General features: G+C 61.3%; 13 protein-coding genes and 3 pseudogenes. 11 read left to right on the forward strand and 5 right to left on the reverse strand.

Going from position 1 to position 14,867, the window contains the following annotated elements; translation table 11 throughout:
* The 4 genes and pseudogenes from tnpC to OKB81_RS14805 form a co-directional block, all read right to left on the reverse strand.
* A partial coding sequence (gene tnpC / locus OKB81_RS14790; protein ID WP_270805295.1) for an IS66 family transposase occupies nt 1-1,157 on the reverse strand: 1,157 nt, incomplete at its 3' end.
* Between the two features lie 49 nt (nt 1,158-1,206).
* Nucleotides 1,207-1,572 (reverse strand): IS66 family insertion sequence element accessory protein TnpB, encoded by a 366-nt coding sequence (gene tnpB / locus OKB81_RS14795; RefSeq protein WP_042012890.1) that lies wholly within the window; start codon nt 1,570-1,572, stop codon nt 1,207-1,209.
* Nucleotides 1,572-1,880 carry an IS66 family insertion sequence element accessory protein TnpA gene (gene tnpA / locus OKB81_RS14800; RefSeq protein ID WP_042012893.1) on the reverse strand — a complete coding sequence of 103 codons (309 nt, stop codon included), beginning with the start codon at nt 1,878-1,880 and terminating at the stop codon, nt 1,572-1,574. The genes tnpB and tnpA overlap by 1 nt, the downstream gene beginning before the upstream one ends.
* Before the next feature lie 83 nt (nt 1,881-1,963).
* Nucleotides 1,964-2,137: pseudogene (locus OKB81_RS14805) on the reverse strand (IS630 family transposase); the annotation flags it as partial.
* A 120-nt stretch (nt 2,138-2,257) separates the two neighbouring features.
* Between OKB81_RS14805 and OKB81_RS14810 the strand changes: the two are divergent.
* From OKB81_RS14810 to OKB81_RS14820, 3 genes and pseudogenes are all read left to right on the forward strand, one after another.
* Nucleotides 2,258-2,623 carry a hypothetical protein gene (locus OKB81_RS14810; protein WP_160839000.1) on the forward strand — a complete coding sequence of 122 codons (366 nt, stop codon included), beginning with the start codon at nt 2,258-2,260 and terminating at the stop codon, nt 2,621-2,623.
* A gap of 56 nt (nt 2,624-2,679) precedes the next feature.
* A pseudogene (locus OKB81_RS14815) lies at nt 2,680-2,922 on the forward strand (transposase); the annotation flags it as partial.
* Between the two features lie 21 nt (nt 2,923-2,943).
* Nucleotides 2,944-3,684, forward strand: a pseudogene (locus OKB81_RS14820) (LysR family transcriptional regulator); the annotation flags it as partial.
* A gap of 57 nt (nt 3,685-3,741) precedes the next feature.
* Here the strand turns inward: OKB81_RS14820 and OKB81_RS14825 are convergent.
* Nucleotides 3,742-5,514, reverse strand: a complete 1,773-nt coding sequence (locus OKB81_RS14825) for a M4 family metallopeptidase (protein WP_160839002.1) — start codon at nt 5,512-5,514, stop codon at nt 3,742-3,744.
* 351 nt (nt 5,515-5,865) lie between these two features.
* Between OKB81_RS14825 and OKB81_RS14830 the strand changes: the two genes are divergently transcribed.
* The 8 genes from OKB81_RS14830 to putP all read left to right on the forward strand — a co-directional run bounded on the left by OKB81_RS14830 (nt 5,866) and on the right by putP (nt 14,760).
* Complete coding sequence (locus tag OKB81_RS14830; RefSeq protein WP_010675529.1) at nt 5,866-6,420, forward strand: GNAT family N-acetyltransferase; 555 nt, start codon at nt 5,866-5,868, stop codon at nt 6,418-6,420.
* 37 nt (nt 6,421-6,457) lie between these two features.
* The gene (locus OKB81_RS14835) at nt 6,458-7,012 is read left to right on the forward strand and encodes a GNAT family N-acetyltransferase (protein WP_160839004.1); all 555 of its coding nucleotides are present in this window, start codon (nt 6,458-6,460) and stop codon (nt 7,010-7,012) included.
* 175 nt (nt 7,013-7,187) lie between these two features.
* Entirely contained in the window at nt 7,188-8,294 is a 1,107-nt protein-coding gene (locus OKB81_RS14840; protein WP_010675527.1) for a 1-acyl-sn-glycerol-3-phosphate acyltransferase, read from the forward strand.
* 309 nt (nt 8,295-8,603) lie between these two features.
* Nucleotides 8,604-9,074, forward strand: coding sequence for a YhcH/YjgK/YiaL family protein (locus OKB81_RS14845; protein WP_010675526.1), 471 nt, complete (start codon nt 8,604-8,606; stop codon nt 9,072-9,074).
* Between the two features lie 218 nt (nt 9,075-9,292).
* The gene (locus tag OKB81_RS14850) at nt 9,293-10,492 is read left to right on the forward strand and encodes an acetate kinase (RefSeq protein ID WP_010675525.1); all 1,200 of its coding nucleotides are present in this window, start codon (nt 9,293-9,295) and stop codon (nt 10,490-10,492) included.
* 131 nt (nt 10,493-10,623) lie between these two features.
* The gene (locus OKB81_RS14855) at nt 10,624-11,865 is read left to right on the forward strand and encodes a mechanosensitive ion channel family protein (RefSeq protein ID WP_160839006.1); all 1,242 of its coding nucleotides are present in this window, start codon (nt 10,624-10,626) and stop codon (nt 11,863-11,865) included.
* Nucleotides 11,866-12,050: 185 nt separating this feature from the next.
* Nucleotides 12,051-12,977, forward strand: coding sequence for a L,D-transpeptidase family protein (locus OKB81_RS14860; protein ID WP_160839008.1), 927 nt, complete (start codon nt 12,051-12,053; stop codon nt 12,975-12,977).
* Between the two features lie 274 nt (nt 12,978-13,251).
* Nucleotides 13,252-14,760: a sodium/proline symporter PutP gene (putP, locus tag OKB81_RS14865; protein ID WP_045525661.1), complete on the forward strand. Its 1,509-nt coding sequence runs from the start codon at nt 13,252-13,254 to the stop codon at nt 14,758-14,760.
* The last annotated feature ends 107 nt before the right edge of the window (nt 14,761-14,867 follow it).

Consider the following 14,867-nt stretch of genomic DNA (forward strand, 5'->3'; position numbering starts at 1 on the left):
CTGCCGTCCCGCAGCTCCCGTTCGATAGCATAGAGTTTGCTGATATAGCCCAACGCCACATCGGCCTTGCTGGCTTTACGTTGGTCTTTCGCGGGGACAGCCTTCGTTGCTTCGATAAATTTACGCCGGGCGTGATCCCAGCAGCCGATACGGGTGAGCCCGTTTGTGCGGCACACCTCGGCGTAGCCAGAATAACCATCAGCTTGCAGGATACCGTCAAAACCGGCCAGCAGGCGCACGGGTACGCTGCCGGCACGCGACGGATCATATTCAAATAATACTGATTGTCGGCCCGGGGGACCGCCGCGGGTGACCCACATCCACTTATCCGATTGGGCCGTTTTGCCCGCTTCCTTGAGGACCTGGATCCGGGTCTCATCAGCTTGAAGGTAAGCGGCGCTGTTTTGTTCTTCGCGCAGCAGGTTCATCAGGGGCTGGAACACGTCATCCAGACGGATGAGCCAGTGTGCCATGCTGGTGCGACTCACTTCCTGCCCATGGCGCTTGAACATCTGCTCCAGGCGGTAGAGCGGCAGGCCATCAGCATACTTCGAGGTGATGATGTAGCCCAGCAGTGACGGGGTGGCAACGCATTTGCCCAGTGGATGCACCGGACGTTTGGCCGCGAGGATCACCTGTTCGCCATCGCGCTCGAATACTGCCTTCTCTTGCCAGATCTCCAGCACCTTGAGTTGGGCCGGGATGAACTTCAGCTCTTCTTTGACTTTGGTGAAGAAGACCTTGCTGGCCCCGACTTTCTCTTCATCGCTGAGGGTCAGTTCGAGACGTTCGCGCACCAATGACGGAGAAAAGCCGCGCTGACGACGCTTGGGAGCGATCTTGGCGGTGGCGGCTTCAGGCAACTGTGCTTGCAGAGTGTCGATCTCGACTTCCATCTCGGCTTCATCAAAGAGCTGGAGCTGGCTGGCGAGCTTTTCACTGCTGGCGGCAAAGCGCTGCGCCCTGCGTAAGCGCAGCAGCTCTTCAAGCAGCAAGATATGAGAATCACGCCGCGCGATAGCCGCGTCTTTGGAAAGGAGGGCTTCTTGTTGCAACGCCAGTTGTTGCTGAAAATCAGCAATCACCACCAACAACTCAGCAGCGGAAAGGCTGCCGAGTTCGGGCAATGGGGTGAGGTATTCAGGCGTTATTTTCATGGCTAAATTATAACAAAAACAACGTAGTAAAGCACTTATTTAGCCCGATTCAGAGCGTTTCATAGTGCAATTTTTTGTGGCCTTTCATCAGGGAAATATCATAGCCATCGAGCAGCCAATTGATCTGCTCAGCCGAGAGGGAGAGCAGCTCATCGGCAGGGGATGGCCATTTGAATTTCTCCTCGGCGAGCGCCTTGTAATAGAGCACAAAGCCGTTGTCCTCCCACATCAGGCACTTGATCTTGTTGCGGCGGCGATTGGTGAAGGCATAGAGGGCACCGGAGAATGGATTGTGCCCGAGTTGCTGCTCGACCAGCGCCGCCAGGCCATTGGCCTGTTTGCGAAAATCGATGGGCGCCCGGTAGAGGTAGATCTGCGGCAGAGTCAGGGCCGGTCGCAGGTAACGCGGGCGCATTACAAGAGCCTCATGATAGCGCCGAGCAATTCAATATTGCTGGCATGCAGGCCGGAGATGGCGATGCCGTTGGGCAAGGTGAGGGTCAAGCCTGGGTGGGTCGTCTGAGAGGGCGGCAGGGTGACACGAGCAAATCCGGCAGACGAGTCAGCCTTATCGAGTTGGGGTGTTGCCAGCTTTCTGCGCCAGTAGGAGAACTGGTGGTAGCTGAGGTCATGGAGTTTACAGAAAGCGGGGGCGGAAAGTCGGGATGAGAGCCAAGATGCGATCTGCTGCTGCCAAAATACGTCACGTTGTTGCGTAGTCATAGCTGAAACCTCGATGAAGAAACGATGAGGTTAAGTGTGACGAGCGTATTGTCCGAAAAACAGGTGCTGATCTAGGGGCGCTTACGATTGATCGATGACCGGGCGGCGGCAGTGAGCCGAGAAACAGCCGAGACACTGTGCCCGTCAGCAAGGAGCAAGATGGCGTTGAGCCTCCGGCAGAGATCTTTATCTTTGGTCCGGTGCATCTTGTTGATGATCCGGCGTCGCTCATCATGGTCGGGGAGTGTTAGTATCATTTCGGGCTCGGCTCGTTTGTCGTTTGATTGGTTTGGCGATTAATCAGATCGCACAAACGACGCCGAGTTCCCTTCTTTCCCGGATAAGTGATCTACATTTCGGAACGGTTATTTAGCAATATGTTGAAGATCGAAGATCTCAACTCGGCAAACCTGCAGACGCTGATCAACAAGATCACGACCCTGTCTGCCAATGGGGCGACCAACTACGAGGATGCCTTCATCAAGGCGACCGAGTGGTTCAATACCAAGCCGGGTAGCGGGACAGGCCTGAAATTCGAAAACCTGACCTACTTCCTGACCGACGGCGATCCCACTGTGCACAACGGTGACTCCTCGTCCGGTGGTACCACGAATGATGCCGACATGCAGAAGGCCATCGACGCCTTTGCGTCGCTGTCGGGATTGAGCGAGGTCAAGGCGATTGGCATAGGGAAGGTGCGAATAAGTCATATGGCACGAGAGCATTTACTGGTAACCCATTGATATTAAATGACTAAAATTTTCATTTTTTGTTCTTGGGATACTTGTTCGCACTTTCCCTAGGGCACTATATACGGCAGCACTGGCGGATAGAGAACAGCCAGCATTACATTCTTGATGTGGTGTTCAACGAGGATGCTTCCAGGATAGCGATGGAGGATGCGGTCGAGAATATGGCGCTATTCCGGCGGTTCGTATTGAATATCGTAAAACAGAGCAATTGTGGTGCTCGAAGTCAGAGAAACAAGCTAAAAAGAGCCGGCTGGAATGACGACTATCGGGCTCAGTTATTCTTTGGTTAAAATATCAACAAAGTGTGCTCCCGCCCTGGGGCCACCCCGACCCCGGCCTGCGAGCAGTTTCTGCCTGCCGCGACTGCGGCCCTGAGCGCACTGGAAGGGGGGCGGCTGGCGATGCAGGGGGCGCCTGCATTGCCGCGGATCCGGCTCTCCTGCCTTCCCTCCCTGACCACGGCGGTGTTCGGCCCCCTGCTGCTGGCCTTGGTGGATGAGACCTTCGAGATCCGCTGCAACACGGATCACTCTGGCATCATCATGCAGGAGTTGCTGACCGGCGAGACCGACGTGGGCTTCATTCTCAAGTGCCCTGCCATCGCGGGCATCCAGCTCGAACTGCTTTACCGTTCCCCCATCATCGCCGTGGCCTGCGCCACCCACCCGCTGGCCGGGCGGCAGGGGCTGACCCTGCAGGACATTGCCAACGAGCGGCTGGCGCCCCAGCAGTGGGGGACGGGCTGCGACGAGCTGATCCTGCAGTTGCGTCTGCTGCGCCAGGTGGCGAGCCCGCTGCACGCCATCCAGCCAGCAAGTGCGGCGCGGGAGCTGGCGCTGGAGCACGGCTTCATCACCCTGATGCCGGCGCTCGCCATCACCCGGGATCTGGAGTTCGGTCGCCTGGTGAAGCTGGACGTGGTGGATCTGCCACCGGATCACTGGGACGTGATGATGGCCTGGCGCAGCGGCAAGCGCCCCAATCCCGCCAAGGAACGGGTGCTGGAGGCGGCCCGTACCCTGGCCCGGCGCTGGTCGGGCAAGCGGACATAAAAAAGCGCCGGACCAGGCCGGCGCTCTTCGTTAATTCTCCTTGATGCCCGCTCAGACTCAGTAGCTGGCCTTGAGGGTGACGCCGGAGAAGGCGCTGAACCCGCTCAGCTGCACGTGCCAGGTCCCCGCCTTGGGGGCGTTCAGGGTACAGGTTTCGGCATTGCCGCTCTTGTAGGGGCGGCAGTCATAGCTGCTGGCGGTCGGCGCGCTACCGAACTTCACGTAGAGATCCGCATCCCCGCTACCGCCGCTGCTGGTCACCACCAGCTGGCTTCTGCCGGCGGGCACCTCGACGGTGAAGTTCAGCTTGCCCCCCTTGGCGGCGGTGAGATTGCTCACCGGTACCCCGTTTTGCAGCACGCTGCCCGGTTGGGGCGTGGTGCCGCCGCAGGTGGCATTGACCCCGACGGCGGTGAAGGCGGCTGCCACGTCGCTCACGCTGTAGCCGAGATCCGTGGCAGCCCTGGTTACCCCGCACGCCCCCTGATCGAAGGTGGTATTGGGGCCCCAGTAGAGGCGGTTGGCCAGCACGAACACCTCGAACGCCTTGCGGGTTTGCCAGCCGCTGGTGTTGGCCAGCAGGTAGAAGGCGCGGTTGTAGACACCGGAACTGTGGTGCACGTCGATGCCGTCATAGTAATCGCTGGCGTGGCCGATGGACTTGCCGTCCCGGGCCGGGTCCTCGAAGTAGCGCAGTGAGCCGTTGCCCTTGAAGATCTGGGCCCCCACCAGCCAGTCGTTGCTGCCCTTCATGTAGTACTCGGCCGCTTCCCCCGCCATGTCGGAGAAGGCCTCGTTGATGCCGCCCGACTGGCCGGAGTAGACCAGGCCCGAGTTCTGCTCGGTGAAGCCGTGGCTCACCTCGTGGGCCGCCACGTCCAGACTCACCAGCGGGTAGAAGGTGGTGGCGCCGTCACCGAAGGTCATCTGGCTGCCGTCCCAGAAGGCGTTCTCGTAGTTGCGGCTGTAGTGCACCTGCATCTTGAGCTTGAAGCTGAGCGGCGCCGTGTTGTACCAGTTGCGGTACATGTCGAACACCACGTTGCCGAAGTAGTGGGCATCGTTGAGAGGGGAATAGGCACCGTTGATCTCCTTGACCGTGTTCTCCGGGCAGGTGAACTGGTGGATGGTGCCCCCCGTGGTGCCGTGATTCATGTTGAGGGTGTCCACGTTGGTCCCCGTCATGCGGCAGTTGTCATCCACCTGCAGGGGGCCAAAGTCGGCGCCGTAGAAATACTTGCCGGTCTTGACGTTACCCCCCGGGCCGGTGGCGTCCTTGTGGTTGATCCCCTCCCAGCGTTTGAGCTCGCTGCCGGTCTGGGCGTCGATCATCACGAAGGGGCGGCTCGGTTCCTTGCTGGCGGCGAGCCAGGAGACCAGATAGACCAGTCTGGCCTGGCCGGTCTCATCCTGCATCACGAACAGCTTGACCTGTTCGTTGCTCCCCTTGGCACCGCTGCGAGCCTGGCGTGCGGCGTCGCTGGCGGAGAGGGCAACGGCCGGGCCTGTCAGGTCGGCATCGATCTTGCGCAGCATGGTGCCGGACACCTGATTGACCTGGCCCCCCAGCGCCTGATCGGCCACCAGAACCTGGCCCCACACCGGAATCCCCTGCCAGGTCTGCTCATAGCGTATCCGCTGCTGGCCATTGGGCAGCGTCACCGCCCGTACCTTGCGAAACTCGCCATCCCCGGCGCCAAGGGCGCCAATCTTGGCGGCGCCGCTCACCGCACCGGTCAGGTCGGAGACCTGGTTCACTTCCACCTGTTCTGCCGCCATGGCGGCGCTTCCCCAGCAGGCCAGCATGACGGCCAAATAGACTTTGTTCATCTCGTCTTTCCTTAGTCGATGAAGATTACACGCCGGGTCCGTTGCCCGGCGCTCTTACACTAGTGGGAAGGGGGAAAATAACGGCCTGTCATTTGTCACAGGGCAGCGAAAACAGGTAGCACGATTCACTTTTACAGCGTCAATCATCCACAAATACTGGTAATGGCAGCATGTTGAACCGCTGTGAGGGGTGATTGATGACCTTGGGATCAAGGTGCCCGCATGGGGATCGCCATATGGGGGTTGCCAGCGGGGAAGCCAGTTGAAAAGTCCTTGGCAAACAAGGGATTGATTGACTACATTGGCTCCCATGACGGCAGATGGCCGGAGTGGAACCGGGGAGGAGTGGCGATGTTTTCATGGCAACTGGATGACGAGCTGGCGCTCCTGTTCCTGCAACCCGACATGGCCAGCGAGCTGTTTCGCCTCTGCCAGCGCAATCGCGACTACCTCTCCCAGTGGCTGCCCTGGGTGCCCCACATTCAGCAGCCCGCCGACAGCGCCACCTTCATTCGCCACGCCATCGAGAAGTTTGCCCGAGGGGAGGGGCTGACCACGGCCATCGAGTATCAGGGGGAGGTGGTCGGCGTCATCGGTTACAACCAGATCGATCAGGATCTCGGCAAGGTGACCATCGGCTACTGGCTGGCGGAGCGCTGGCAGGGGCACGGCATCATCACCCGGGCCTGCCAGGCCCTGATCCATCACGCCTTCGAGGAGATGGGGATGGAGAAGGTGGAGATCAGCGCCGCCCTCGAGAACGAGGCGAGCCGAGCCGTGTGCGAGCGGCTGGGAATGACCCAGGAGGGGATCACCCGGCGGGCGGAGCGGCTGGCGGACAGGGTGGTGGATCATGTGCACTACGGCCTGCTGCGGGACGAGTGGCTGAGGCTGAGGGATCTCTGATGACCTTCCTGTCCGCTTCCAACCTCCTGAGGGTGAGATGACGACGCTGTCCCACATTGCCACCCCCCGTACCCGGCTGACCGTGCTGACCCCGGAGCGGGCCTGCCTGATGGTGGATTTCTATCTGCGCAATCGCGCCCACCTGGCCCCCTGGGAGCCCAGGCGGGAGGAGAGCTTCTACACCCTCGCCCACTGGCAGACCCGCTTGCGCGATGGTTACGGCCACTATTTCGAGGGCAGTGCCGTGCAACTGGTGGCGCTCGATCCCAGGGGGGAGCGGGTGCTCGCCACCTGCAATTTCACGAACATTGTGATGGGCATGTTCAAGGCGTGCCACCTGGGCTATGCCATCGACAAGGAGCACGAGGGGCAGGGCCTGATGCAGGAGGTGGTGGCTGCCGGCATCGATCACCTGTTCCGGGAGCGGGGCCTGCATCGCATCATGGCCAGCTACATGCCCGCGAACCTGCGAAGCGGCGCGCTCCTTGAACGGCTGGGGTTCGAGCAGGAGGGATACGCTCGGGACTATCTGATGATCAACGGCCGCTGGGAGGACCACGTCCTCACCGCGCTCATCAATCCCGCTGGCTAGCAGAGCCGTTGTCGAAAGGGGGGGCTGGCGGGTGACCGCCATCGCTTTTTCACTGCAAGATCGCACTATCTGTACGCCTCTCATACCCCTGGGGATAAAAGCGTGTAAAATTGCGCCCTGAATTTTCCCGGCCGGCAGACGCAGGCCGCGACTCCATACATGCAAGGCAGACATTGTGACAGAAGTAGATAGATTCGCGGACATTCGCCCCTATCGCGATGAAGAAGTACCGGCTGCCATCGAGCGGCTGATCCAGGATGACGAGTTTATCGGCGCCATCGCCAAATACCGCTTCGGTTCCCTGATGAGCTGGCTGGGTTGGGCCATTCGCCCGCTGATCCGCCAGTTCCTGCGCCACAAGTGGGCCAAGGTCAGCACCATCCATCAGGTACAGATGGGGGTGACCCGCTACATGACCCGGATGATCGCCACCTCCACCCAGGGAGTGAGCTTCTCCGGGCTCGAACACCTCAAGAAGGAGCAGGGCTACCTGTTCGTCTCCAACCACAGGGACATCGCCATGGATCCGGCGTTCGTCAACTGGGGGCTGCACACCCACGGGTTCGATACCGTGCGCATCGCCATCGGCGACAATCTGCTGCGCAAGCCCTGCGCCACCGAGCTGATGAAGCTCAACAAGAGCTTCATCGTCAAGCGCTCCGCCAAGGGGCCGCGGGAGATGATGAAGGCCCTCGGGGAGCTGTCGGCCTACATCGGCCAGTCGGTGCACGAGGGGCACTCCATCTGGATCGCCCAGAAGGAGGGGCGCGCCAAGGACGGAGATGACAAGACCGATCCTGCCATCCTCAAGATGTTCTACGTGGACGGCAAGAAGCAGAAGATCGAGTTCGTCGACTACATGCGCAGCCTCAACATCGTGCCGGTGAGCATCAGCTACGAGCTGGACCCCACCGACAAGGCCAAGGCGCGCGAGCTCTACGAGAAGTCGGTCAACGGCAGCTATGAGAAGGGCGAGTTCGAAGACATCGAGAGTATCGTCGCGGGCATCGTCGGCCAGAAGGGGCGGGTACATGTCTCCTTCGGCGCCCCCATTACAGAGGGCTTCAGCGATCCGGACGAGTTGGCGGCGCTCATCGACAAGGCGATCTGGAGCAGCTATCGCCTCTTCCCGGGCAACTACCTCGCGGCGGATGTGCCCGGCAAGGCCAGCACCATAGAGCAGAGTGCCTTCCTGACTCGCCAGTCCGAGGTGCCACAAGAGCACAAGGCCATCTGGCGCGCCATGTACGCCAAGCCGGTGGAAAACGCCGGCAAGGTTTGAATGGCACCGCTTTGAGTGGGTGATGGAAAAAAAACGGGAGCAGATGCTCCCGTTTTTGCGTCTGGTCAAAGTCGGGGGAGATTGGGTAGTGAATAATATTGTTTCAACTGGTACGATCATCGGGTGAATGGGCGAGTATCTCTTGGCAGGGGCAGACGAGTATGCAACAGTGACTCGGCGCCATCGGCTTGGAAGCGACAGCGCCCCCGTCTGCACGGATGGCAGACGAGACGATAAAAGGACCTTCAATGGTCCTTTTTCATTGGTGCACAAAGATAGACCACAGATATATCTAAGGATGCGAACCTCATGATCACCGGCAGTCTGGATACCTTGCAACGCACCCCCTTGCCCGCCCCCCTGAACCGTATCGTGGCCGAGGTGGTGCAAAGTGTCGAACGCTGGCTGCACGCCCCCCTCGGCAAGCAGGAGGTCGACGGCCTCACGCTGTTCTGCCTGGTGAGCGAGGATCTGACAGAGCCGGTGGCGGATCGCCGGGGCGAGTTTCATGAGCAGTATCTGGACATCCAGCTGCTGCTGCGCGGCGAGGAGTGGATCGGCGTGGGCCCTCACGCCTACAGCCGGGACGGTGCCGATCATCCTCACCCCGATCTCTGGTTCGTCGATGACGAGCAGACCAGTTATCTGGCGTTGCAGCCCGGTGACTTCGCCATCTTCTGGCCGGGAGAACTGCATCGCCCCCTCTGTACCCTGACGACCCCAGGTCCGGTCAAGAAGCTGGTCGTCAAGGTTCACCAGTCGCTGCTGACCGGCGCCTGAGTGGCAACCGGGGCCTGGAGTCCCGAGTGATTGGGCCAACAGAGGCCCGTTGCGAATCGCTGATTCGACGCGCGCGCCAGACGAACGGTCTGCGCCCAACGATTTGAAAAATTGGACGCACCCTCCTGCGACCATAAGCCCCCGGCAGGGGAATCCCATCCATCGCTGGATGACACGACACTGTCGGCGTAAAGCCGAAGCACAGGAAGATGTAGAACATGAGCAAGTTGGTATTGATCCTTAACTGCGGTAGCTCTTCCCTGAAATTTGCCGTAATGGACGCTGAAACGGGCGAGGACATGCTGTCCGGCCTGGCCGAATGCTTCAATCTGGATGACGCACGTATCAAATGGAAACTCCACGGGGTCAAGGGCGACGCCATGCTGGGCGCAGGTGCCGCGCACCAGGAAGCCCTCGACCACATCGTGGGCCACATCCTGCCCCAGGATCCCGCCCTGGCCGATCAGCTGGTCGCCATCGGCCATCGCATCGTGCACGGCGGCGAGCAGTTCTCCCGCTCCGTGCGCATCGATGACGGCGTGATCGCCGGCATCGAAGCTGCCATTCCGTTCGCCCCCCTGCACAACCCGGCGCACCTCATCGGCATCCGTGCCGCCCTCAAGGTGTTCCCGGCCCTGGCCGACAAGAACGTGGCCGTGTTCGACACCGCCTTCCACCAGACCCTGCCTGAGGAAGCCTACCTCTACGCGCTGCCCTACAAGCTCTATCGCGAGAACGGCATCCGTCGTTACGGCGCCCACGGCACCTCCCACCGCTTCATCGCCGAAGAGACCGCCAAGGCGCTGGGCAAACCGCTCCATGAGCTCAACATCATCAACTGCCACCTGGGCAACGGTGCCTCCGTCTGCGCCATCAAGAACGGCGAGTCCGTCGACACCTCCATGGGGCTGACCCCGCTGGAAGGGCTGGCGATGGGCACCCGCTCCGGTGACATCGACCCTGCCATCGTCTTCTTCATGCACGACAACCTGGGTTACAGCGTGGACAAGATCAACCAGGTGCTGACCCGCGAATCCGGCCTGCTGGGCATGACCGAGGAGAGCAGCGACTGCCGCTACGTCACCGGCAACTACGCCACCGACGCCGGTGCCAAGCGTGCACTGGACGTCTTCACCTATCGCGTTGCCAAGTACGTCGGAGCCTATGCTGCCGCCATGGATGGTCGCCTGGACGCCCTGGTGTTCACCGGCGGCATCGGCGAGAACGCCGCCATGGTGCGCGAGATGGTGCTGGCCCGACTGGCCCTGCTCGGCTTCAAGATCGACAAGGAGGCCAACAACGCAGCCGTACTGGGCGGTGAAGGCCCCATCACCGTCGAAGGCAGTCGTCTGGCCCTGGTGATGCCCACCAACGAAGAGCTGGTGATCGCCCGTGATGCCCTGAGCCTGGTCGGCTAAGGCACCCTCTGGTGATGACAACGCCCGGCCCCTGCCGGGCGTTGTCGTTTCGGCAATAGTGAGCGTCCTGTCATTTGACATGGGGGACCAGATGCGTACCCTGACCGCTGTGTGATATTGCGGAGGTAACGATGAAAGAGATGTTTTTCAACTGGTTGTCAGGCCTGGGGGTCGATGTGACCCCCATGATGGCCCTGGTGATTGCCCTGGGGTTCATCGTGCTGACCGCCATGGTGCTGCACCTGGTGCTGCACCGCATCCTGCTGGTGCGCCTGGTGGGGCTGCTTGGCAAGACCAAGCAGATGTGGCTGCCGCCCCAGTTGCAGCAACGCCTCTTCTACCGGCTCGCCTTCGTGTTCCAGGGGGCCGTACTGCTCGGTCAGGCGGAGATCTGGCTGCCCAAAGCGTCCGAGAGCCTGGCGCTTATCGAGTTGCTGGCCCAGCTCTGGATCCTGCTGTTCCTGCTGCTGGCCCTGTTCGCCCTGCTCGACTGCCTGCTCTCCCTGAGCCGCCATACCCGGCTTGGGCGGGATCTGCCCCTGCGCGGCATCTTCCAGGGGGTGAAACTGGTGGCCAGCATCCTGGTGGGCATCCTGATGATCGCCCTGCTGCTCGGCAAGTCGCCGCTCTTCCTGTTCAGCGGCCTGGGGGCCATGACCGCGGTCCTTATGCTGGTGTTCAAGGACCCCATCCTCGGCCTGGTGGCGGGTATCCAGCTCTCCGCCAACCGCATGCTGAGCGTCGGTGACTGGTTGCAGATGGACAAGTACGGCGCGGACGGCGAGGTGACCGACATCGGCCTCACCACGGTCAAGGTGTCGAACTGGGACAAGACCATCACTACCATCCCCACCTATGCCCTCATCTCCGACTCCTTCAAGAACTGGCAGGGGATGACCGAATCCGGCGGGCGCCGCATCAAGCGCAGCGTCAACATCGACATGACCAGCGTGCGCTTCCTCACCTCGCAGGAGCAGTTGCAGCTCAAGCAGGCCAGGTTGCTGGCACCCTACCTCAGCCGCAAGGAGCAGGAGCTCAGCAGCTACAACCAGCAGCTCAGCGATGCCATCAGCTGCCCCATCAATGGTCGCCACCTCACCAACCTCGGCACCCTGCGCGCCTATCTGGATGCCTACCTGCGGACTCATGCGGGCATTCGCAAGGACATGACCCTGATGGTGCGCCAGTTGGCACCGACCACGGACGGCCTGCCGCTGGAGATCTACTGCTTCACGGCGACCACCGCCTGGGCCGAGTATGAAGGGATACAGGCTGATATTTTCGACCACATATTTGCGATAATTGAGCAATTCCATCTGCGTTTGCATCAGTCGCCAACCGGTTATGATATGCACAGTTGGAAAAACGGCTGATCCCGCTTATGACAAGGTGCCGTGGCGCAGCGCGGCACCGTATTTAATCACCGACCCGTCAGCACGTGGCGGTTGAAATTTGCATGGCAGAGGAGAAAAATGGCGGCCTTCTCTTCGCCCCGGGCGCGCCCGTCGCCTCCGCGCTGGCCAGAGTGCTGAACCACCCCCTTTATCACAGGAAAGTTATGAAGCTCCTCCACAACACGGCGGCCGCACTGTGCTGCTCCCTGATCCTGGCCGCCATGCCCGCCCTCGCCATCGAATATGCCCTGCCCGCAGCCAACAGCCGCCTGGTGGGGGAGAACCTGGACTACGTGGTGTCCCCGGAAGAGGCGGGCCAACCCCTGGAAGCGGCAGCGGCCAGATTCCAGCTCGGCTTGACCAACATGCTGGAAGCCAACCCCCAGGCAGACCCCCTGCTGCTGCAGGCGGGCGAGAAGCTGGTCGTGCCGCATCAGCTGATCCTGCCGGATGCCCCCCGTGAAGGCATCGTGCTGAACGTCGCCGAGATGCGCCTCTACTACTACCCCAAAGGCAAGAAGGTGGTGGAAGTGCTGCCGATTGGCATCGGCCAGCTCGGCACCGACACCCCGGAAGACTGGGTGACCAGCGTGCAGCGCAAGAAGGCGGGCCCGACCTGGACCCCGACCGCGAAGATGCACGCCGAGTACGCCGCCCGTGGCGAGACCCTGCCTGCGGTCTGGCCGGCCGGTCCGGACAACCCCATGGGGCTGTTCGCGCTCTACATCGGCAAGATGTACGCCATCCACGGCACCAACGCCCAGTTCGGCATCGGCCTGCGGGTGAGCCACGGCTGCGTGCGTCTGCGCAACGACGACATCGAGTACCTGTTCAAGCAGGTCCCGGTCGGTACCCGCGTCCAGTTCGTGAACCAGCCCATCAAGGCCTCTGTCGAGCCGGATGGCCGCCGCTACCTGGAAGTGCACCAGCCCCTCTCCCGCAACCAGGAGGAGTTCAACTCCAGCCTGCCGGCCCCGCTGCCCATGTCCACCGCCGTGACCCGCTTCATCGCCCACGCGGACAGCGACTCCCGGCTGGTCAAGCAGGCCCTGGAGCAGCGCAGCGGCATGCCCATCGCCATCAACCGCTGATCCCGCCCGTCGGTACTCCGAGCCCCGGCCACTGTCGGGGCTTTTTTATGGCGCGGGGGAGGGGATCATCAGGGTAAACCCTTGGCAGATCGGGATAAAATCCGGCCTTATTGCAATTGAGTGGTTGCTTGGTTAGGTGTTAAACGTTTTCCATGTGTTTTTTATTTGTTAAAAGTGGTTGTGGTCCGGCGATCTGCTGATTACTCTAGGCCGGTTTTTTTAAGGAAGAGTCCGTCGCAAGAACGGGCACAGACGTCACATAACGGAGTTTTGAATGACAGCTAGCACCCCCATGCTCATCACCTTTCTGGTGTACATCCTCGGGATGGTGTTGATCGGCTTCATCGCCTATCGCGCCACCCGTAACTTTGACGACTACATTCTCGGCGGCCGCCGGATGGGGAGCTGGGTGACTGCCCTCTCCGCCGGTGCCTCCGACATGAGTGGCTGGCTCCTGATGGGCCTGCCTGGCGCCGTCTTCATCGGCGGCATCTCCGAGAGCTGGATCGCCATCGGCCTCATCATCGGTGCCTACTTCAACTGGCGCTGGGTGGCCGGTCGGCTGCGGGTTCACACCGAGAAGAACCGCAACGCCCTGACCCTGCCGGACTATTTCACCTACCGCTTCGAAGACAAGAGCCGGGTGCTGCGCATCCTCTCCGCCCTGGTGATCCTGCTGTTCTTCACCATCTACTGCGCCTCCGGCGTGGTGGCCGGTGCCCGCCTGTTCGAGAGCACCTTCGGCATGAGCTATGACACCGCCCTCTGGATCGGTGCCGCGGCCACCATCACCTACACCTTCTTCGGCGGCTTCCTCGCGGTAAGCTGGACCGACACCGTGCAGGCGACCCTGATGATCTTCGCCCTCATCCTGACTCCTGTGTTCGTCATCATCGCCGTGGGCGGCATCGACACCGCCATGGTGCAGGTGGCGGCGCAGAACGCCAGCAACCTCGACATGTTCAAGAACCTGGACTTCATCGCCATCATCTCTCTGATGGCCTGGGGCCTGGGCTACTTCGGCCAGCCCCACATCCTGGCGCGCTTCATGGCGGCGGACTCCCACCACTCCATGGCCAGCGCCCGTCGCATCAGCATGACCTGGATGGTGCTGTGCCTGGGTGGCGCCGTGGCCATCGGTTTCTTCGGCCTGGCCTACTTCTCCACCTTCACCGAGCAGGCGGGTGGCGTGACCGCCAACCCGGAGCGCGTCTTCATCGAGCTCTCCAAGATCCTGTTCAACCCCTGGATTGCCGGCGTGCTGCTCTCCGCCATCCTGGCGGCGGTCATGAGTACCCTCAGTTGCCAGCTGCTGGTCTGCTCCAGCGCCATCACCGAGGATCTCTACAAGCCCTTCCTGCGCAAGAACGCCTCCCAGAAAGAGCTGGTGTGGGTCGGCCGCGCCATGGTGCTGCTGATCGCCCTGGTGGCCATCGCCGTCGCCACCAACCCGGAAAACCGGGTGCTGGGGCTGGTGAGCTACGCCTGGGCCGGTTTCGGTGCCGCCTTCGGCCCCGTGGTGCTGCTCTCCGTGCTCTGGTCCCGCATGACCCGCAACGGCGCCCTGGCGGGCATGCTGGTCGGTGCCCTGACCGTCATCATCTGGAAGCAGTTCGGCTGGCTGGGTCTGTACGAAATCATCCCGGGCTTCCTGTTTGCCACCCTGGCCATCGTGCTATTCAGCCTGCTGGACAAGGCCCCCTCCAAGGCCATGCAGGATCGCTTCGCAGAAGCCGAGCAGGAGTTCCAGAGCCCCATGGCAGACGCCATCGCGGCAAAATAACCCCCGCCTCGACGACAAAAGCCCCGCAACTGCGGCAATGCTGATCAGTTAAGGATCCATTGACCGATCCTTCTGCTGTAGGACAATCCGGAACCAATCACTGGTTC

The sequence above is a fragment of the Aeromonas sp. QDB56 genome, from assembly GCF_027705505.1.
Taxonomy (GTDB): Bacteria; Pseudomonadota; Gammaproteobacteria; order Enterobacterales; family Aeromonadaceae; genus Aeromonas; species Aeromonas caviae.